15 protein-coding genes and 1 tRNA gene are annotated in these 19,564 nt (G+C 64.2%); 9 read left to right on the top strand and 7 right to left on the bottom strand.

Annotated features, from left to right (window positions below):
* The first annotated feature begins 5 nt into the window (after positions 1-5).
* Genes motA through ACLFRM_RS01635 form a run of 3 tightly spaced genes read left to right on the top strand, consistent with a single transcriptional unit; the run spans position 6 to position 2,704 of the window.
* Entirely contained in the window at positions 6-860 is an 855-nt protein-coding gene (motA, locus tag ACLFRM_RS01645) for a flagellar motor stator protein MotA (RefSeq protein ID WP_410753886.1), read from the top strand.
* Between the two features lie 26 nt (positions 861-886).
* Positions 887-1,927 carry a flagellar motor protein MotB gene (motB, locus tag ACLFRM_RS01640; protein WP_410753885.1) on the top strand — a complete coding sequence of 347 codons (1,041 nt, stop codon included), beginning with the start codon at positions 887-889 and terminating at the stop codon, positions 1,925-1,927.
* 6 nt (positions 1,928-1,933) lie between these two features.
* Positions 1,934-2,704 carry a class I SAM-dependent methyltransferase gene (locus ACLFRM_RS01635; RefSeq protein WP_410753884.1) on the top strand — a complete coding sequence of 257 codons (771 nt, stop codon included), beginning with the start codon at positions 1,934-1,936 and terminating at the stop codon, positions 2,702-2,704.
* A 95-nt stretch (positions 2,705-2,799) separates the two neighbouring features.
* On the opposite strand, the gene ACLFRM_RS01630 is transcribed toward ACLFRM_RS01635, so the two are convergent.
* The gene (locus ACLFRM_RS01630) at positions 2,800-3,081 is read right to left on the bottom strand and encodes an RNA recognition motif domain-containing protein (protein WP_410753909.1); all 282 of its coding nucleotides are present in this window, start codon (positions 3,079-3,081) and stop codon (positions 2,800-2,802) included.
* Positions 3,082-3,438: 357 nt separating this feature from the next.
* Between ACLFRM_RS01630 and ACLFRM_RS01625 the strand changes: the two genes are divergently transcribed.
* The 4 genes from ACLFRM_RS01625 (at position 3,439) to ACLFRM_RS01610 (ending at position 8,371) form a co-directional block, all read left to right on the top strand.
* Positions 3,439-4,386 carry a ChaN family lipoprotein gene (locus ACLFRM_RS01625; protein ID WP_410753882.1) on the top strand — a complete coding sequence of 316 codons (948 nt, stop codon included), beginning with the start codon at positions 3,439-3,441 and terminating at the stop codon, positions 4,384-4,386.
* Between the two features lie 129 nt (positions 4,387-4,515).
* Positions 4,516-5,589 carry a porin gene (locus ACLFRM_RS01620; RefSeq protein ID WP_410753881.1) on the top strand — a complete coding sequence of 358 codons (1,074 nt, stop codon included), beginning with the start codon at positions 4,516-4,518 and terminating at the stop codon, positions 5,587-5,589.
* A 161-nt stretch (positions 5,590-5,750) separates the two neighbouring features.
* A complete protein-coding gene (locus ACLFRM_RS01615; RefSeq protein WP_410753879.1) occupies positions 5,751-7,649 on the top strand; it encodes a DUF294 nucleotidyltransferase-like domain-containing protein in 1,899 nt (632 codons plus the stop codon).
* An 8-nt stretch (positions 7,650-7,657) separates the two neighbouring features.
* The gene (locus ACLFRM_RS01610) at positions 7,658-8,371 is read left to right on the top strand and encodes a 3'-5' exonuclease (RefSeq protein ID WP_410753878.1); all 714 of its coding nucleotides are present in this window, start codon (positions 7,658-7,660) and stop codon (positions 8,369-8,371) included.
* Positions 8,372-8,497: 126 nt separating this feature from the next.
* Here the strand turns inward: ACLFRM_RS01610 and ACLFRM_RS01605 are convergent, their stop codons facing one another.
* From ACLFRM_RS01605 to prlC, 5 genes are all read right to left on the bottom strand, one after another.
* Positions 8,498-10,159, bottom strand: a complete 1,662-nt coding sequence (locus tag ACLFRM_RS01605; protein WP_410753877.1) for a BCCT family transporter — start codon at positions 10,157-10,159, stop codon at positions 8,498-8,500.
* An 80-nt stretch (positions 10,160-10,239) separates the two neighbouring features.
* A complete protein-coding gene (locus ACLFRM_RS01600) occupies positions 10,240-10,656 on the bottom strand; it encodes a universal stress protein (RefSeq protein ID WP_410753876.1) in 417 nt (138 codons plus the stop codon).
* Positions 10,657-10,973: 317 nt separating this feature from the next.
* A complete protein-coding gene (gene trmB, locus ACLFRM_RS01595; RefSeq protein ID WP_410753875.1) occupies positions 10,974-11,693 on the bottom strand; it encodes a tRNA (guanine(46)-N(7))-methyltransferase TrmB in 720 nt (239 codons plus the stop codon).
* Entirely contained in the window at positions 11,686-12,753 is a 1,068-nt protein-coding gene (locus ACLFRM_RS01590) for an AI-2E family transporter (RefSeq protein ID WP_410753874.1), read from the bottom strand. The genes trmB and ACLFRM_RS01590 overlap by 8 nt, the downstream gene beginning before the upstream one ends.
* Positions 12,750-14,810 carry an oligopeptidase A gene (gene prlC / locus ACLFRM_RS01585; protein ID WP_410753873.1) on the bottom strand — a complete coding sequence of 687 codons (2,061 nt, stop codon included), beginning with the start codon at positions 14,808-14,810 and terminating at the stop codon, positions 12,750-12,752. The genes ACLFRM_RS01590 and prlC overlap by 4 nt, the downstream gene beginning before the upstream one ends.
* 205 nt (positions 14,811-15,015) lie before the next feature.
* On the opposite strand from prlC, the gene ACLFRM_RS01580 reads away from it, so the two are divergent.
* The gene (locus tag ACLFRM_RS01580; protein WP_410753872.1) at positions 15,016-16,095 is read left to right on the top strand and encodes an efflux RND transporter periplasmic adaptor subunit; all 1,080 of its coding nucleotides are present in this window, start codon (positions 15,016-15,018) and stop codon (positions 16,093-16,095) included.
* A complete protein-coding gene (locus tag ACLFRM_RS01575) occupies positions 16,095-19,238 on the top strand; it encodes an efflux RND transporter permease subunit (protein ID WP_410753870.1) in 3,144 nt (1,047 codons plus the stop codon). Before ACLFRM_RS01580 ends, ACLFRM_RS01575 begins: the two co-directional genes overlap by 1 nt.
* 74 nt (positions 19,239-19,312) lie before the next feature.
* On the opposite strand, the gene ACLFRM_RS01570 is transcribed toward ACLFRM_RS01575, so the two are convergent.
* Positions 19,313-19,389: transfer RNA gene (locus ACLFRM_RS01570), tRNA-Met, on the bottom strand.
* Positions 19,390-19,564: the final 175 nt, after the last annotated feature.

Raw genomic sequence — 19,564 nt, 5'->3', positions numbered from 1 at the left:
AATCCATGATGGTTGCAATTGGTTGGCTAATCGCTTTGGCCAGTGTTTTTGGCGGCTTCGTGCTGGCCGGCGGGCACCTGATAATCGTGTTCCAGCCGGTGGAGTATCTGATGATTTTTGGCGCTGCGATTGCAGCGCTGGTTGCGGGAAATTCACCCAAGACACTCAAGGCTACCCTTGGAGGATTCGGAACCGCCTTCAAGGGGTCGCGCTACGGCAAGAAGCTCAACATGGAGACCCTCGGTCTCCTGTACGCGATCTTCACCCGGGCACGGAAGGAAGGCTTGATGGCCATCGAGGAGGATATCGATGACCCGGAAAACAGCGAGCTTTTCAAGAGTGCGCCGACCGTGATGAAGGATCACCATACGGTCGAATTCATCACCGATTACCTGCGGTTGATGGTTTCAAGCACGCTCGACGTGCACCAGATCGACAACTTGATGGATCTGGATATCGACACTCATCACGAGGAGGCCGACCTGCCGCGATCGACGATCGCCAAGATGGGTGAGGCGTTACCGGCCTTCGGTATCGTTGCCGCGGTGCTTGGTGTGGTACACACGCTCGAGTCGGTCCACTTGCCGCCGGAGGAACTTGGCAAGCTGATCGCCATCGCGCTAGTCGGCACATTCCTGGGCATATTGGCGGCCTATGCGTTCGTCAACCCTGTGGCCGCAAATCTCGAGCACAAGGTGAGCGATTCGACCAAGTATCAGCAGAGCATCAAGGCATCTCTGATCGCCTTCATGAACGGATACCCCCCTCAGGTGGCGGTCGAATTCGGCAGGAAAGTGCTGTTTGCATCGGAGCGTCCCAGCTTTTCGGAGTTGGAATCCTACCTTAAGGACAACAAGTAACTTTCCGTTAAACGGTTGAAATCGACGTGGCAGAGCAGCCAGACCAGAACCAGCAAATCGTCATCAAGAAGGTCAAGAAAGGCCACGGTGGTCACCACGGTGGCGCCTGGAAGATTGCCTTTGCCGACTTCGTGACGGCAATGATGGCCTTCTTCCTGCTCATGTGGCTGCTCGGCTCGATGGGGGAAGAGGACCTCAAGGGCATTTCCGAGTACTTCGCCAATCCGACCAAGGTCACGCTCGAAGGTGGCGACAGTGCCGGGATGAGCGAGAGCCTGATCGACGGCGGGGGAGATGATCTCACTCGCGAGCAAGGCCAGGTGAACGCCGGGGACCGACCCACGCCGGAGAAGCGCGATACCCAGTCCGAGGAGAAGACTGCCGACCCGACAGAGATGTCGGAGGAGCAGATGCTCGAACAGATCGAGAAAATGGAGCGTGAGCAGATCGAGGACCTCAAGGAGCGCCTCGAGTCGTTGATCGAGGTCGACCCGGCGCTCAAGGCCTACAAGGATCAGATCAAGCTCGACATCACCCGCGACGGACTGCGCATCCAGATCATCGACAAGGAAAACCGACCGATGTTCGAGCTCGGTTCGGACGAAATGCAGGAATACGCCGACGAGATCCTGCACTCGCTGGCCCCGGTGCTCAACGAAATGCCCAATCGCCTGTCGATCGAGGGGCACACGGATGCGCGTCCCTTCGGTCGGGAGGGGCGCAGCAACTGGGAGCTGTCGGCCGAACGGGCGAATTCGGCGCGTCGCACCCTGGCCGACTACGGTTACGAGGACACGAAGTTCCTGCAGGTGATCGGCATGGCGGACGCCTTGCCATTCGTCGACGAAGATCCCCTCGACCCTCAGAACCGCCGTATTTCGATGACGGTCATGAAGGAATCGGCGACTCGGCGCATTCTCAAACCTACCCGTGAAGGCGGCATGAGTGTCGAAGACCTTCTCGAGAACACGCCGGGGAGTGAGTCGACGCTCCCCGAAACGACCGAGTCGAGCGAGCCCGAGCTCGAGGGTGAGGCCGAGGGCGATGGCGAGGTCCAGGCACCGTAATTGCCCATGCGTCGTCACCTTGCTCTCCTGACTGCGTTTGCCGTTCTAGCCCTTGGCATTGTGGCGAGCTTGTTGATTGCCCGGGCCTGGACACAGTGGCAGCACCAAATGCCTCCGGCATGGCTGATCGCCGTCCTGGCGGGCGTGCTTGCCATGGTCATGGGTTGGCGGTTGCTGCCGACTTGGTGGCGCGGCGTACTGTTGGTCGCCCCGCTGGTGATGTGGGGCGGGCTTCAGATTCACCCGGGCTGGTTTCTTGCCGCGGCAGTGCTCCTGTTGCTGGTGCAGTTCAATGCAATCCGCCATCGAGTGCCGTTGTACCGGTCGGGCCCGGCAGTAATCGGTGTCCTGGACGGAGAAATCCGGCAACGACGCATCCGCCACCTTGCCGATGTCGGCTGTGGTGACGGTCACGTGATCGCAGCCCTGGCCAGACGATTTCCCGAGGTTCAATTCACGGGATTCGAGACGGCACCACTGCTCTTCGTGATAGCTCGATGGCGATGCCGCGACCTACCTAATTGCCGGGTCAGGTTTCGCGATTTCTGGGGGGAGTCATGGAACGACAAGGACGCCATATTCGCGTTTCTCTCACCCGAGCCCATGTTGCGTTTGTGGCGCAAATGTCAACGAGAACTTCCCAGTGAGGGCGGGCTGTACTCATTGGCCTTCGAGGTGCCGGGCGTAGAATTCGGGGCGGTTATTCCGGCCGGTCGATTTGACCTGTATTTTTATCCAAGGCTACCGCGGCAAAAGCGCGCTCGCGGGCTCGAGTAGAAGTACGAGGGTAAAGTGTCCCTTCATCGTACCTGAGACAGAAACAGAAAAGCCGGCGCAAGGCCGGCCTTTCGTCGTCACTCTGGGACAGCGCTTCAGAAACGCGGGCGGAAACCGCCACGGTCGTTGTTGCGCTCACGCGGACGCGCCTCGTTGACACGAATGTTGCGACCGTCCATGTCCGAGTCGTTCAGCGCTTCGATGGCCTGCATGCCGGCATCCTTGTCGGACATCTCGACAAAGCCGAAACCCTTGGATCGACCGGTGGCCATGTCCTTGATCACCTTGGCGGACTTGACCTCGCCAAAGGCTTCGAAGGCGGCCTGAAGGCCCTGGTCATCCACGGAGTAGGGCAGGTTGCCCACGTAAATATTGATCATCTCGAAAACAAACTCTCAAAGCCGTGCTGATCTGGCGACCGGCCGGGATGTTCAGCACGCATCCATCCCGGTCGGATGAAGAGACCGTGATGCGGCCACGACAGGACGTCATGGGCAGCGTAGGGCTCTCCATTCGCCTGACATTAAAGCATTCGGCCGCGAACGCAAGTGGTCTTTTGTGAGGGTCGTTCGCCGGTACGATTCAGGTCTCACCACGAGAATGTCTGCCAAACAAATCTCGGTTTACTAGACTCCCCTCCGTATCTTTGCTGCCGACTTTGCCAGCAACGCGTTGACCAACCTCGCCTTGGCCGTAAGCGGAAGGGGCGTGGCCAGACGATTCAAGGGAGACTCATGCTAAAGCCGCAGGTGGTCACGAAGCGCATGGCGTGGTCCGCGTCCCTGCTGCTGACGATGTGTTTCAGTGCCTGCGCGGAGTCGATCGAGGTCGGCAGCTGGTGGAATGGCCAGGGCGATTCGATTGCCGAATCCAAGGCGTTGTCGCGACTGAACGGGGCGTCCGTGATTTTGCTCGGCGAGGTGCATGATTCGCCCGAGACGCACCGTCGTCAGCTGGAGTTGCTGAAGGCGCTCGACGGTCCCGTAGTGCTGGGACTGGAGCAGCTGGATCGGGCAGGTGCGGATCGTGTCGATCGTCTCAACGGGGAAACGTTCGCCAGCGGCCGGGCGCGGGCCGAGGCCGGCGACTTCGATGTCGAGGGGTGGGGCTGGGAGCACTACGGCCCATTGTTCGACTGGGCTTGGCAAAACCGGACGCCGTTGTGGCCGCTGAATCTGTCACGCGAAAAGGCGATGGCGGTGGCGATGGCCGAGGGTGACGACTGGCGTGAATCCCTGGACCCGACGACCTCGGCCTGGATCGAGAGGTGGGCACCGGATCTCTCCCTGCCCGATGACGAGCAGGGCGAATTGGTCGAGGTGCTGGAGCGCTCGCATTGTCGTGAGATTCCGGACGCCATGGCTCGTCGTATGGTCAGGGCACAGGTTGCGCGGGATCTCGTCATGGCCGAGGCGATCATGGCGTCGCGCGAGGCCTATCCGTCGTACCGGGTCGTTGCCGTCATGGGCAATCAGCATGCCCGGCTGGACCGTGGGGTGGGTTACTGGCTGGATCGAGTGGTGGAGGGCAATCCGGATGTCTTGTCCGTCGGCATGCTGCCGATCGATCAAATGGATGTGAAGCCGGGTGCCGGGGACGCCTACGACCTGATATTGATCGTGCCGCCGATCTCGCGTGACGACCCCTGCGCCACGGAGCGTGACCAGCGCTCAGCGCCATGAACTCAGTGGCGGTCCGGGCGACACGGGGGATACCCGAAAAGGGGGTTGGGGCCCCGTGTTAGCGTGGCGGAAGGCCGCGAATAAAAACGAGCTGAGCCGTTGTCAGACAACGAATAATGAGGGAAGAAGATGATGAAGAAACGATTTCTCGCAGCATCCGTGGCGTTTGCCTTGGGACTCCCAGCCGTTGGCATGGCTGAGTCTCCCTCGGAAGAGGAGGCGAGCGCATTCGATTTTGACTTCTACGGATCTATCCGTATGCAAGGTGAGTACGTCGATCCCGACGACAGCTCGGTAGAAGACGATTATTTCGGGTTTCGCGATGCCTACTCCCGACTCGGTGCGAAGGCGAGCTATGACGCTGGCCCGGTAACATTCTTTGGTCACGTCGAATCAGGTCTGGATTTGGCGAACTTCAGGATCCAAGGCCCGTACGAGCAGAACGACACATCGGCTCATGATGAAGGCCAGCTTTGGGATCATCTCCGAATCGCAAAAGTGGGTATCTCGGGTGATTTTGGTACCGTGGCATTCGGTCAGGATTGGCTTCCATACTACAACGCGATTGCTTATCCGGTGGATATGTTCTCCACGTATTACAGCGGGTTCGCAACGTATACCGCTTTCCGTCGTAACAATACGCTTGCCTATTACAGCCCGGATTGGTCAGGGTTTTCGTTTTCCGGTGGGTATAGCCATGAAGGTGGTGATTTTGAGGAAGACGGTGATGCCGATGACCGTTACCAGCTGACCGCTAGTTATACCGTCGGAGGCACGACATTGTCCGCCGGACTCGATGATCTGGGTGGGGCTGACGACATGAGGATCTACGGGCTGTCCCTTATGCACACCATCGAAAACGTTGGCGACGGTTCCGTATACATTGGTGCGAAAGCCGAGCGTTTCGCTTCGGATCGCGATGACGGCTACGGCGAGGATGGCGACACGGCCGTCAACCTGTTCGCTTCGTACTCGGTCGGCAAGCACACGGTCAAGGGCATGGTCGCGGATGTGCCGGAATACGGCGACAACGTGTTCCACGCCGGGTACGACTACCAGTTGATGGAAGACCTGAAGCTGTTCGCCGAATACTATTACGAGGAAGAACCGGCTGCGATCACGACTCGGCGGGGCGGGGCAACCGATACCCTGGATGCTGGTGGTGGCCAGACCGTCTCGCTAGGGTTCCGTTACGATTTCTAGGATTTCTAGGGCGGGGTCTGTGGTGAGATCGGAATCTCCACTTCCAGCCGGCGCTCCACGGAGTGCCGGCTTTCCTCGTTCCGTCGCCCCGTCGTCTTCATGACCTACGCTTGAGGGACGTGCGGGAGCAGTGGCCCGGAAACCTCGCGGGAGTGTCAGCCATGGAAGCCGAAGTCCAGGAAATTCGCGATCACTTGCGGCAATACCCGCCGTTCGATCGGCTCGACCCGCACTGGCTGGACGAGATTGCCGCCCGCACGGACGTCGCCTATTACCGGGAAGGGGCGACCATCCAGGAATACGGCGAGCCGATCGACACGATGCGCTACATCCGCAGTGGCGCCGTCGAGGTCTACCGTCACAACGGCGAGTTGTACAACCGGATCGGCGAGGGCGACATCTTTGGCCACACGGGCCTGCTGCACCATCGCCGAGTACGTTTCCCGGTTCGGGCGATCGAGGACACGCTGCTCTACCTCATCCCTGCCGATATCTTCGACCAGCTTTGCGAGCAGGACGACCAGTTTGCCGACTTCGTCGAGCTGTCGGGCCCGCGCCTGCAGTCCACGGTCGAGCGGAACGAGCGCGACAACGACCTGATGGTCAGCCGAGTCCGCCGATTGCTCACCCGCTCGCCGGTCAGCATCGACGAGAACGCCACGGTGCACGACGCGGCACGCCTGATGACCGAGAACCAGGTCTCGTCCATTCTTCTGTTGTCACCTACCGGGGAGGACGACGAACGCGGCTTTTCCGGTGAGGGGCATGGCCACTGGCGACTGACGGGTATTCTGACCGACGAGGATCTGCGTGGCCGGATCCTTGCCGTCGGGCTGCCGGGCGATACGCCGCTGACCCGGATCAAGCACGACCGGCTGATCACCATCCAGTCTGACGAGTCGGTCTACGAGGCGATGCTGGCGATGCTGCGCAACAACGTCCATCACCTGCCGGTCCTGCATCGCCGCCGGCCGGTCGGCGTGGTGCACCTGTCCGACATCGTGCGCTACGAGACGCACAGCAGCCTGTACCTTGTCAGCAATATCTTCAACCAGGGTTCGGTCAAGGGCCTGTCGCGCCTGATGCCGGACGTGCGGGCGGCGTTCGTGCGCCTGGTCGACGACGGGGCGACCTCGCAGATGATCGGCCAGGCGATGTCGAGTATCGGCCGCAGCCTTATCCGCCGGTTGATCGAACTGGCCGAGGCGGAACTCGGGCCGCCCCCGGTGCCGTATTGCTTCATGGTCAACGGTTCGATGGCGCGAAACGACCAGACCATCTCTACCGACCAGGACAACGCCCTGATTCTGGACGACTCTTTCGATCCGGCCGAGCACGACGCCTGGTTCGCCGCGCTGGCCAAGCGTGTCAGCGATGGACTGCATGCCTGCGGCTACCCCTACTGCAGCGGGGGAATCATGGCCACCAACGACAAATGGCGTCAGCCGCTGTCGGTCTGGCGTCGCTACTTCACCCAATGGATCGACGACCCCGACCCGGAAAAACTGCTGCACAGCTCGATCTTCTTCGATCTCGAGGCCGTTCATGGCGAGGAGCGTTTCGTCGAGCAGTTGCAGGACCTGATCGCCGAACGGGCAAGCCGCAGTCCGCTGTTTCTCGCGGCACTCGCGCGCAATGCACTGAGCCGGACTCCACCACTGGGCTTTTTCCGGACCTTCGTCATGGAAAAGGACGGTCAGCACAACAATTCCATCAATCTCAAGCGCCGCGGTACCGCGCCGCTGGTCGATGTGATCCGGGTGCATGCGCTGGCGGTGGGATCGCGCTCGCAGAACTCGTTCGAGAGGCTGGATGACATCGTCGCGGCCAACTCCCTGCCGGCCGGGCAGGCGGACAAGCTGCGCTACGCGCTGGAGTTCATCTCCATGGTGCGTATCCGACACCAGGCACACGACCTCAAGCACCATCACCCACCGGACAACAACATCGAGCCGGAGAACGTATCGGACGGCGAACGACACAATCTCAAGGACGCCTTCCAGGTGCTGAGCAACGCGCAGAAGTTCCTGCGGTTCCGTTACCCCATGCCCAATCGGTGAACCGAGACGTGTCTGACGAGCAATCGGGAAATGGGACCTGGCCGACGTTCTTCGCCGATCGGGCACGACGCTGCCACGATCCCGCCCTGCGCGCCTTCTACGCCGCCGGCGTCCCTGACCCGGAGATGCCGATAGACAACGTCCCGTTGATGGCGCTCGACTTCGAGACCACCGGCATGGACGTGCACCGTCACGCCATCATCTCGATCGGAATGGTGCCGTTCGACCTGTCCCGGATACGCCCCTCGGCAGGGCGCTACTGGGTTGTGCGTCCGCCTCGCCCCCTGGACGAGGCCTCGATCCGCTTTCACCGCATCACTCACGCCGAGGTGTCTGGCGCGCCCGATCTCGACGAGGTGCTTGACGAGGTGCTCGCGGCCCTGGCCGGGCACGTGGTGGTGGTCCATTTTCGCGGCATCGAGCGGCCCTTTCTCGACGCGGCGGTGCTCGCCCGTCGCGGGGAACGCTGCCTGTTTCCCGTGATAGACACCATGAGCATCGAGGCACGGCAGGTGCGCGCCGGGTGGTGGAATCGGATCAAGGCGCAGTTCTCGGCGGGCCGAACGTCGATCCGGCTGGGGGATACCCGCGCTCGCTACGGCTTGCCGGCCTACTCGGCGCATCACGCAAAGCTCGACGCGCTGGCAGCGGCCGAACTCCTGCAGGCGCAAATCGCATGGCACTACTCCCGGGACACGCCGGTCGGCGACCTCTGGGAATAAACCCGGGCCGGGGAAATCGTCTGCTGCAAAAGAAAAAGGCGACCGAGGGGTCGCCTTTTCTGCAATGGCTGGATGGTTTCCGATTCGGGGCGGGATGGCTCTGTGCCGACCGGACCCCAGGTGGGGTTACTTGCCGCGTGGTTCGCTCATCAGTCCCTTGACGATGGCATAGCAGCCCACCAGCAGGACCACCGTGAACGGCAGGCCGGCGGCAACGGCCGCGGATTGCAGCGCCGCGAGGCCGCCGCCGACGAGCAGGGCAATCGCGATCGCGCCCTCGATCACGCCCCAGAACACACGCTGGGGTTTGGGTGCATCGATCTTGCCGCCGGCAGTGATGGTGTCGATGACCAGCGATCCAGAGTCCGACGAGGTCACGAAGAATATGATCACGAGGAAGATGCCGATGGCCGAAGTGATCTCGGCCATCGGCATCTGGCCGAGCACCTCGAACAGCTGCACGGGCAGGTCCGAGTCCTTAGCCCCTTCAAAGCCGTTCTGCAGTTGGTTGATGGCGGTGGTGCCGAAGGCGGTCATCCAGAACACGGAGACCGTGGAGGGCACCAGCAGCACCGCGATCAGGAATTCGCGCACGGAGCGGCCGCGTGAGACACGGGCGATGAACATGCCGACGAACGGCGACCAGCTTATCCACCAGGCCCAGTAGAACGTCGTCCAGCCCTGGCTGAAGTTGGCATCTTCTCGGCCGAACGGGTTGGAGAGGAACGGCAGCTCGGTGAGGTAGGAACCGAGATTCTTCACGAAGCCGGTAGCGATCAGGAGCGTCGGGCCGACGAAGACCACGAACATCAGCAGCAGGAAGGCCAGCACGAGGTTGATCTGGGACAGGCGTTTGACCCCTTTGTCCACACCGGCGACGATCGACACCACCGCCACGGCCGTGATCGCCGTGATCAGGAGCACCAGCGTGGTGTTGCCCTCGGGCAGGCCGAACAGGTGAGAGAGCCCCGCGGACGCCTGCTGTGCCCCGATCCCCAGCGAGGTGGCCAGGCCGAACAGGGTCGCGAAGACCGCCATGATGTCGATGACGTGGCCCGGCCAGCCCCAGATGCGCTCGCCCAGCAGGGGGTAGAACATCGAGCGAACGGTCAGCGGCAGCCCCTTGTTGTAGGAGAAGATCGCCAGCGACAGTGCCACGATCGCATAGATCGCCCAGGGATGCAGACCCCAGTGGAAGATGGTTGCGGCCATGCCGAGGCTCATCGCGGCGCCCTGGTCGCCCTCGGCGCCACCGAGCGGGGCCCAGTCCGTTCGAGCACCGTCTTCCGTCGAGATGCCGCCGAGCGCGGTGCCGTAGTGTGACAGCGGTTCCGAGACGCCGTAGAACATCAGGCCCACGCCCATGCCGGCGGCGAACAGCATCGCGAACCAGGAGACGTAGCTGAAATCGGGAGCGGCCTTCGCCCCGCCGATGCGCACCCGGCCCAGCGGCGAGAAGATCAGCACCAGGCACAGGATGACGAAGATGTTCGCCGCGCCGATCAGGAACCAGCTCATTTCCTCGTTGATCCACTCCTGGGTGGCACCGAACCAGTTGGTGGTCTGCTCCGGGAGCGCAAGAGACAGGACCACGAAGGCCAGGATGACGAGCGAGGAAAAGGCGAATACCGCGCCATGGATGTCGATGTTCACGCCCATCGGCGCGGCCTGGTAGTTGTCCTGCCCGATCCTGTAATCGGTGTCGATCAGGTTTGCCGGTCCTTCGGGGGCCGGGACACCGACCGATTCGCTACGTGTATCCGGTGCGTTATCGGGTTTGTTGTCCACGTGTGTCTCTCCGTCGGTTTCTGGTTGACCAGGTCAGTCGCTTCGATCGATCAGGGAAGGTCTTGATGATCCTTCCGGATTCAGGGTCGAACGAGGAAGACCGAGACGTTCGAGTGCGCGGCGACCTTGCTGCCGTTGGCCGGCATGATCGCGTCGATGTGGTGGGGCAGGTGGGTGCCCATCACCACCAGGTCGGCGCCGACGTCGTCGATTGCCTCGAGCAGGATGTCGTCCAGGTCGGCCACGGGATCGTGACTGTTGTAGACACGGGCGGAGGGTGTCTGGCCATTGTCCGGTGCATGTTCCCGGGCGAAGGCCATGAGCTTGTGTTGGTATTCCTCGGGTGTTCTGGCCACCGAACTGGGTTGGGAGGTGGTGACACCCACGTAGCAGAGTCGGGCGTTGTAGTGGCGGGCCATGTCGGCCGCCACCGTCAACGGCTTTTCCAGCGCATCGAGATGCGCGAGATCCACCGGGACCATTATCGAGTGGTACATGCGTTCGGCTCCTCCTGGAATGTTCATCGAAACGGGTTCGATCCGTTTGTCATGCACGATACATTGCGGACGACGCGTGCCGATAATGGGTTTCGTTTCTCGACAGGACGCCCGGAACGGCTCGTCCGAGTATAGGCACATGCCCGGGGGCTGGGGTGAAACCCGTCGGCCCGATTGCCTTCGAGGGCAGGCCGGCTGACAGCATAACGGCCCTGTCAAACCCGATGGCCATGGCGGCATGGCAAATGCCTTGCGCTGGAAAATCGCGGGCGCTTGAAAGGAAAAAGCGGCGCGCCCCCGATAAAACCTGGCCGGTTTTATCCGTCAGCGCTGATCAACCGCCACAGGCGCTGGCCACTCGCTCGGTACTTGCGTTCGAAAGGCGTCAGGGGCGCGGCGTCGACCGGGATCGGTTCGACCCGAGCAGTGCGGCCATGGAAGGCCAGGGCCCGGGAGAGTTCGTCGAGATAGATGCGCCAGTTGCTGCGCGACTCGATCCGGCCCCCGAGGGCGACTACGGTGGGGAAGACCGGGTGGGCGTGAAATCGACGCTTTAGGTGCCGGGGCTTGGGCTCCGGGTTGGGGTAAAGCAGGTAATGGTGGGCCGGGGCCCAGCCCTGCTGCCGGGCCAGTCGCCAGAAGTCGATCAGGTCGGCCCGAACCAGCAGGCAATTCGACGGGGTGTCCGGGCGCTGGCGCGACAGGCGGTCGGCGGAACGGTCGACGCCCACGACCCAGTGGTCGGGAAATCGGCGCGCCAACAGCCGGCTGCTGTCACCCGTGCCGCAGCCGGAATCGAGAATCAGCGGGCGATCGACTGTGGCCAGTCGCGAGGCAACCCGGTCGAAGGCCTCGCGGTTGTAGTCGGCGATCGGCTTGGCGAACGGTCGACGCGCGTGGCGTTCGAGCTGGCGTTCGAGATCCTCGTGAGGACCCGTCTGGCTCGATGTGACCGGGCGCGAATGCCCGGGCGCCGGCCCGCTCCCCTCGGCGTTGCGGCCAGCGGTCGGATTGCCGGTTCCGGCGGCGTCATTCATCCGTCGTGACGGGCTGCCGACGCACCCGGTCGCTCAGGAGAATGCCCGCCCAGCGTGTCTGCGGGCTCGAATCGAGGGCCAGCTTGGCGATCATGGTCAGCGGTACCGCCAGCAGCATCCCGATCGGACCGAACACCCAGCCCCAGACCAGCAACGAGATCAGCACGATCACCGGCGAAAGCCCCAGGCTCCGGCCGAGCAGGCGTGGCTCGAGAACGCTGCCGATACTGATATTGACCAGCAGATACAGGGCAGCGACCAGGAACAGATCGATCGTGGAGCCGCTCACCACGGTTACCAGCAGTGCGGGTACTGCGGCGATGAACGAGCCGATGGTGGGGATGAAGTTGAGCAGCCCGGCGAGGATGCCCCAGAGAATGGCGAAGTCGATGCCCAGCCAGGAGAGTCCCACGCCGATAAGCACGCCGGTGACAAGGCTCGCGCCGGTCTTGATCAGGAGGTACCGGTAGACCGAGCGCAGGAAGCGGCGGGTGCGTACCCGGGCCCGGCGACGGCCGGGGAACGCGGCCGCCAGTTTGTCGGCGAAGGTGCGTTCCTCGAGCAGCAGGAACATGAACGCGAGCAGCACCAGCAGCGTGCTGGCGGTGAACTGTCCCAGCCCGGTCGCGATCCCGGTGGCCGTGCCGGTGATGGTGCTCGTCGCCGGCAGGGGAATCTGCGCCGGGAGCAGTTCCGGGGGCGCCCCGCGTTCGGCGAGCATGTTCCGGATCTGCTCGAGCCAGCCGGCCAGCTTGGCCTGGTAGGCGGGTGCCTGGGTCGCCAGACTCTCCGCGGCGCCCTGCAGGGCGACGAACAACAGGAAGAAGGCCAGCCCGACCAGGGAGAACAGGAACAGGATCGAGATCAGGCCGGGAACGCCGCGACGTTGCATCCACGCCATGGGCGGGGCGCTGATGATGGCGAGAAATGCGGCCAGCAGGAACGGTGTCACGATGTGGCTGACCGTCTTCAGTCCCGCCAGCAGGATGAAGACCGCCGCGGCACCCAGCAGCCAGGCCAGCGGGCTTGGCTTGTTTGTCGAGGGGGCGGTCGGGGTCATCGCGACACATCCTCGACACTGGCAATGCCGTGCTGGCGCAACAAGGGCTCGATGCTGGGTTCGCGGCCACGGAACGCCTTGAACAGGGCCATCGGGTCCTCGCTGCCGCCGCGTTCGAGGATATGGACCAGGAAGTCCGAGCCCGCCCGCTCGTTGAAGACCCCGTCCTCCTCGAAACGCGACCAGGCGTCCGCCGAGAGTACCTCGGCCCACTTGTAGCTGTAGTAGCCGGCGGCGTAGCCACCGGCGAAGATGTGCGCAAACCCGTGCTGGAAGCGGTTGTAGGCCGGCGGCTGCACCACGGCCACGGAGCGGCGCACCTCGTCGAGGGTTTCCTGGATGCGCGCCCCGGTGGACGGATCGAAGTCCTGGTGCAGGAGCAGGTCGAACAGCGAGAACTCCAGTTGCCGGACCATCTGCATGCCGGCCTGGAACTGGCGCGCCGCGCGCATGCGCTCGAACAACGAGGCTGGCAGCGGCTCATTGGTCTCGACGTGATGGGCGAACAGGTCGAGCGCCTCGCGTTCCCAGCACCAGTTCTCGAGGAACTGGCTGGGCAGTTCCACGGCATCCCAGGCGACGCCGCTGATGCCGGCCACCCCGGCGGCATCCACGCGCGTGAGCAGGTGGTGCAGGCCATGGCCGAATTCGTGGAACAGCGTGGTGACCTCGTCGTGCGTGAGCAACGAGGGTTTCCCGCCCACCGGCGGGGTGAAGTTGCAGGTGAGGAAGGCGGCCGGTCGCTGGATGCTGCCATCCGGCAGGCGACGGCGCTGGATCGCACCGGCCATCCAGGCCCCGCCGCGCTTGTTCGCCCGGGCGTAGAGGTCGAGGTAGAAGCGTCCGCGCGACAGACCATCGCGGTCCTCGATCTCGAAGAAACGCACGTCCGGGTGCCAGGTCGGTACGTCGCGGCGTTCGCGCACGCGGATGCCGAACAGCCGCCCGACCACGGTAAACAGCCCGTCGACCACGCGATCGGCCGGGAAGTAGGGTTTCAGCTGCTCCTGGGAGATGGCGAAACGGTCCTCGCGCAGCTTTTCCCCGTAGAAGGCGATATCCCAGGGTTGCAGCGTCTCCGGACCGCCCGACTGACGTGCGAAGGCCTGCAGTTCGTCGAGCTCGCGACGCGCCTTCGGCACCGCCTGGTCGGCAAGCTCGCGCAGGAAGGCAAGGACCTCGGCCGGGTCGCTGGCCATCTTGGTCTCCAACGAGCGTTGGGCGTAGTTGTCGAAGCCGAGCAGTTGCGCGAGTTCGTGGCGAATCTCGAGGATGCGTTCCATCACCGGGCCGTTGTCCCACTTCCCCGCGTGCGGGCCGACATCGGAGGCACGCGTGACGAAGGCCTGGTAGAGCGTCTCGCGCAGATCGCGGTGTTCGGCATGGGTCATCACGGCGATGAAGCTCGGCATGTCCAGCGTGATCCGCCAGCCGGACCGGTCGGCGTTCTCGGCCGCCTGGCGGAACATGGCGCGGGCCGACTCGGGCAGCCCGGCCAGGCGGGATTCGTCGTCGATGTCCAGCGACCAGGCATTGGTGGCGTCGAGGAGGTTGTTGGCAAAGCGCGTGGTCAGTTGCGACAACTCGCTCTTGAGGGCCTTGAAACGTGCCTTGTCGTCGGGATCGAGGTCGACGCCGGCAAGCCGGAAGTCGCGGATCGCATTCTCGACCACGCGGCGCTGTCCCGCCGAAAGGCTCGCGAAATCGTCACGTTCGCTCACCGCCCGGTAGGCCGCGAACAACGCCTCGTTCTGACCGAGGTCGGTGGCGTAATCGGAGAGCTTGGGCAGGCAGGCCTCGTAGGCGGCGCGCAGTTCGGGGGTGTTCACCACGGCGTTGAGGTGGCTGATCGGCGACCAGGCTCGGTCGAGACGATCCTCTAGCGCCTCCATCGGGGCGACGAAGTTATCCCAGGTGAACGGTGCGCCCTGCTCGAGCCGTGCGTCGATGGCGGCACGGTTGTCACCGAGGATCCGGTCGATCGCCGGTTCGACGTGCTCGGGCGCAATCCGATCGAAGGCCGGGAGGTCGGGGGTATCCAGCAAGGGGTTGGACATGCGTGGCTCTCGACTGAAGGTGAACGACTGACCGCGCAGATTAGCATTTTTGCCGATTCGCCCGGGCGATCCGTGGCAGGAGCGCGACCTTGGCACTACCCTGAAGACGTTCACATTTGCATGAATCCATCCATTCCGACCGCGTCACGGTGAAGGCCGCCGGATCCGGTCCTGTTTCGGTACGCCCATGACACCTCGTCCGGTAATGCACGCGCTCGTCCTTGCCTTCTCGTCCGCGGCCGGGGGGCTTCTGCCGTCCTTCGCGCACGCCGCCGACGCCCCCCGGGTGATCACCGAACCGGCCACGACCGGCGAGATCATCGAGGTGGTTCGGCTCGACGGTACGGTCAACAGCCTGCACAGCGCGGAACTGTCGGTCGAGATCGCCGGGCTGGTCGATACCGTTTTCGTGGAAACGGGCGATCGCGTGACCGCCGGCATGCCGCTGTTCGAACTGGACGACAGCCTGGAGCGACTGGCCGTGGCCGGCCTGGAGGCCGACCGCCGACAGGCTGACTCCGCCCGCCAGGACGCCGCGCGACGACTCGAGGAGGCCCGGTCGGTCGGGGCCGGGCGCAATATCGCCGAGACCGAGGTGCAGGCGCGGGCAAGTGCGGTTGAAGAGGCCGCGGCGCGTCTTGCCTCGGTTTCCGCGAACCTGGATCGCGGCCGGGCGCGGCTCGAGCGCCACCGGCTGGTCGCGCCCTTCGACGGGGTGATCACCGAGCGCCACGCCGAACGGGGCGAGTGGGTCGAGCCCGGTGAGGCGTTGGTTCACCTCGTCGACCGCGAGGCGTTGCGCCTCGACTTTCCGGTACCGCAACGTTATTACCGCCTGCTCGGTGAAAAGGCGCAACTGCGCTACCGCGTCGACGGGGGCGCGGACGACTGGCAGCGTGCCGCCATCGACACGATGGTGCCGGTAACGGATTCGACGGCACGGACCTTCCTGCTGCGCGGCGAGCCGGCCGAGAGCGCGGGCCTGTTGCCCGGCATGGCGATCGAGGGACGCCTGCGCCTGCCGACCGGGCGCGAGGGGCTGACCGTGGCCCGGGACGCGGTGCAACGCTACCCGGACGGGCGCACCACCGTCTGGGTGATCGACGATCCCGAGGCACTGACGGTCGCAGAACGGCAGGTGACGATCGAGCGGGGTTACGACGAGCGGACCGTGATCACCGACGGCATCGAGGCCGGCGACGAGGTCATCGTGCGCGGCAACGAGGCCCTGGAGCGGGGCATGGAGGTGCGGGTGGAGGATGAGCGCGGTGGGGAGGACGACTGATGTTTGCCGCGGTCGTCCGGCACGGCACACTGGTCACGGTGATCACCCTGATCATCGCGATCCTCGGCGTGGTCGCCGCCCTGCGGATTCCGGTGCAGATGATTCCCGACCTGGACGTGCGCACCATCACCGTCGAGACACGCTGGCCGGGCGCCACCCCGCAGGACATCGAGAAGGAGATCCTGATCGAGCAGGAACGCTACCTGCGGAATATTCCCGGTCTGGCGGAACTCAACGCCACGGCCACCAGCGACAGCGCCGAGATCGAACTGGAATTCCCCTTCGGCACGGACATCACCGAGGCCCTGATCGAGGTCAACAACGCCCTGAGCCAGGTGCCCGGCTACCCGCGCAACGTCGACGAGCCCAGGATTGCGGCGACGTCGTTCTCGTCGAATGCCTTCATGTACTTCCGGGTGGCGACCCTGCCCGACAATCCGCACGGGCTCGACATCGACCTGATGCGCGACTTCATCGAGGACGAGGTGCGCCCCCGCATGGAGGGCGTGTCGGGCGTCTCGGAGGTCACCATGGGTGGCGGTGCCGAGCGCCAGATGCAGGTCCACGTCGACGAACGCCAGCTGGCGCGCCGCGGACTTACCCTGCTGGACCTGCGCGATGCCATACGGGCGCGCAACCAGGATATCTCGGGCGGGGAGGTGGACGCCGGCAAGCGTCGCTACCTGCTGCGCACCGTGGGGCGGTTCGCCGATGCCGAGGAGCTCGAGCGGCTGGTGATCGCGCGCCGGGGCGATGCCGTCACTCGGCTGGGCGATGTCGCCACGGTGGTGCAAGGCGGATCGCGCCAGCGGTCGCTGGCGTTCACCAACGGCCAGAAGGTGATCGGTCTGCAGGTGCGTCGCGAGAGCGGCTCGAACGTCATCGACATCAAGCACGCGATGATCGACGAGGTCGAGCGCATCAACGAGGAGGTCCTCGAGCCGGCCGGGATGGTCCTCGAGCTCAACACCGACGATGCGCGCTACGTGCAGGCTTCGATCAAGAACGTCTGGACAAACCTGGGGCTGGGGGCGGCGATCGCCACCCTGGTGATGTTCCTGTTCCTGCGCTCGCCGCGCGCGACCCTGGTGGGCGTGATCGGGATACCCCTGTGCGCGATCGCCGCGTTTCTCGGGCTGCTGATCACCGGGCGCACCGTCAACGTCATCTCGCTGGCCGGCGTGGCCTTCGCCATCGGCATGACCGTGGACAACAGCATCGTCGTGCTGGAGAACATCGAGCGATTGCGCCGACGCGGCATGGCGAGACTGGAATCGGCGGTCGAGGGGGTGCGCGAGGTCTGGCCGGCGGTGCTTGCCTCGACGGCGACCACGGTGCTGGTGTTCCTGCCGATCCTGTTCATCCAGGAAGAGGCCGGACAGCTGTATTCGGACGTGGCGATCGCCATCGCCGCGGCGATCGTCGCCTCGATGCTGGTGGCGGTGATGCTGATCCCCACCTTGAGTGCGCACCTCGACTTCGGCCGTTCCGGGCGCAAGGGCCGGGCCACGCCCGGCTGGGCGCGTGGCGTGGCCGCCGGCGTGCGAGGCATGATCGGTTCCCGGCCGCGCCGCTGGCTGACCATGCTGGTGGCCCTGGCGGGGAGCGTGTCGATCGTGGTGTGGCTGACCCCGCCGGCGGAATACCTCCCCGAGGGGGAGGAGCCGAAGACCTTCGCGGTGATGAACGCGCCGCCGGGCTACAACCTCGATGAGATGGCGCGCATCGCCGAGGAGGTAGAGGCCCATCTCCTGCCGGCAGTCGACGCCGACCCGGCCGAGTTCGAGCGCGGCGAGACTCCGGTGCCGCCGATCCGCAACCTGGTGATGCAGGTACAGCCCACGCAGCTTCGGGTGATCTCGGAGACCCTCGATCCGGATCACATCGACCCCCTGATGGCCGAGATCACCCGGTTCTACGAGCAGTACCCGGGCATGCGGGCGTTTGCCGCCAAGGGTTCGATCATCTCCAGCAACGACGGCGGTACCCGCAGCATCTCGCTGGACATCGCCGGGTCGGACCTGGCCGCCATCTACGAGGTGGCCAATCGCGCCTACGAGCGTGCCGAAACCATCTTCGACAACCCGCGCATCCAGACCCGCCCCTCGACGCTGGAGCTGGCCCAGCCGCTGGTGGAGATCCGACCGGACTGGGAGCGGGCCGAGGAACTGGGATTGAGCATGGAGGCGATCGGGTTTTCCGTCTCCGCGCTGACCGAGGGGGCCTACGTCGACGACTTCTTCCTCGGTGACGACAAGATCGACATCTACCTCTACGGCCCCGGCGGACGTGATCCTCGGCTGGCGCGGCTCGAGGAGATCCTGGTCAAGAGCCCGCAGGGGGCGAGCCTGCCGCTGTCTTCGGTGGCCCGGATCGAGACGCGCGTCGATACCAGCATCGTCCGCCGTGTCGACGGCAAGCGGATGGTCACTCTCGACATCATTCCGCCCGAGTCCGTCGCACTCGAGGCCGGGGTGGAACGGGTGCGCGACGAGTTGGTCGGCGAGATGCGCGCCGCCGGCGAGATCCCCGCCGGGGTGAGCCTGTCGATCTCGGGTGCCTCGGATCAGCTCAACGCCACCCGGGAGGCGCTGTCGGAAAACTTCGTCATCGCGCTGGCGATCATCTACCTGCTGCTGGTGGCGATCTTCACGCACTGGCGCTACCCGCTGCTGATCATGACCGCCATCCCGCTCGGCATTGCCGGGGGGATCGCGGGACTGGCGCTGATGAACCTGGTGGGCGGAATGCTGCCGCTGGTCGGCCTGAAGGCGATCAGCCAGCCGTTCGACATGATCACCATGTTGGGCTTTCTGATCCTGATGGGGACGGTGGTCAACAATCCGATTCTGCTGGTCGAACAGGCACGCCGCAGTTTTGCCGACGGACGTGATGCGGTCGATGCGGTAATGGAGGCGGTGGCGGTGCGCCTGCGACCGATCGTGATGACCACGTTGACCACCATCAGCGGGCTGTCGCCGCTGGTGCTGATCCCGGGCGAGGGCACCGAGCTCTATCGCGGGGTGGGCGCGATCGTGATGTTCGGCCTGCTCGGGGCGACCATCGTGACCCTGACCTTCCTGCCGGCGCTGACGGCGAGCGTGCTCGGGGTCGCCCAGCGACGGCGTGCAGGGGCTGCCTGAGCGTAATGAATAGCGCCACAAACAGGCGGAAAACAAAAAGCCCCGAGGGCGATGCCTCGGGGCTTTTCTCGATCTGGTTGCGGGAGCAGGATTCGAACCTGCGACCTTCGGGTTATGAGCCCGACGAGCTACCGGACTGCTCCATCCCGCGTCTGGTATGGCGCGCATTGTACGCGGACTCGCCATGCTGTCAAGAAAAGTTCGACAGGAATCCGAGTGGTTCCATTCGACATGAAAAAAGCCCCGAGGCGAGGCCCCGGGGCTTTCCTGAATCTGGTTGCGGGAGCAGGATTCGAACCTGCGACCTTCGGGTTATGAGCCCGACG

It is taken from the genome of Guyparkeria sp. (assembly GCF_046540515.1).
Classification (GTDB): Bacteria; Pseudomonadota; Gammaproteobacteria; order Halothiobacillales; family Halothiobacillaceae; genus Guyparkeria.
The sequence above is the reverse complement of the archived record's forward strand: the minus strand, read 5'-3'. Positions and strand labels throughout refer to the sequence as shown.

Excerpts from the sequence above, each read along its gene's own strand:
- trmB (WP_410753875.1), bottom strand. The coding sequence starts at position 11,693 with ATGAATGACGCCGCCGGAACCGGCAATCCGACCGCTGGCCGCAACGCC.
- ACLFRM_RS01600 (WP_410753876.1), bottom strand. The coding sequence starts at position 10,656 with ATGTACCACTCGATAATGGTCCCGGTGGATCTCGCGCATCTCGATGCG.
- ACLFRM_RS01615 (WP_410753879.1), top strand. The coding sequence starts at position 5,751 with ATGGAAGCCGAAGTCCAGGAAATTCGCGATCACTTGCGGCAATACCCG.
- ACLFRM_RS01625 (WP_410753882.1), top strand. The coding sequence starts at position 3,439 with ATGCTAAAGCCGCAGGTGGTCACGAAGCGCATGGCGTGGTCCGCGTCC.
- ACLFRM_RS01620 (WP_410753881.1), top strand. The coding sequence starts at position 4,516 with ATGATGAAGAAACGATTTCTCGCAGCATCCGTGGCGTTTGCCTTGGGA.
- ACLFRM_RS01580 (WP_410753872.1), top strand. The coding sequence starts at position 15,016 with ATGCACGCGCTCGTCCTTGCCTTCTCGTCCGCGGCCGGGGGGCTTCTG.
- ACLFRM_RS01635 (WP_410753884.1), top strand. The coding sequence starts at position 1,934 with ATGCGTCGTCACCTTGCTCTCCTGACTGCGTTTGCCGTTCTAGCCCTT.
- prlC (WP_410753873.1), bottom strand. The coding sequence starts at position 14,810 with ATGTCCAACCCCTTGCTGGATACCCCCGACCTCCCGGCCTTCGATCGG.
- motA (WP_410753886.1), top strand. The coding sequence starts at position 6 with ATGATGGTTGCAATTGGTTGGCTAATCGCTTTGGCCAGTGTTTTTGGC.
- ACLFRM_RS01590 (WP_410753874.1), bottom strand. The coding sequence starts at position 12,753 with ATGACCCCGACCGCCCCCTCGACAAACAAGCCAAGCCCGCTGGCCTGG.
- ACLFRM_RS01575 (WP_410753870.1), top strand. The coding sequence starts at position 16,095 with ATGTTTGCCGCGGTCGTCCGGCACGGCACACTGGTCACGGTGATCACC.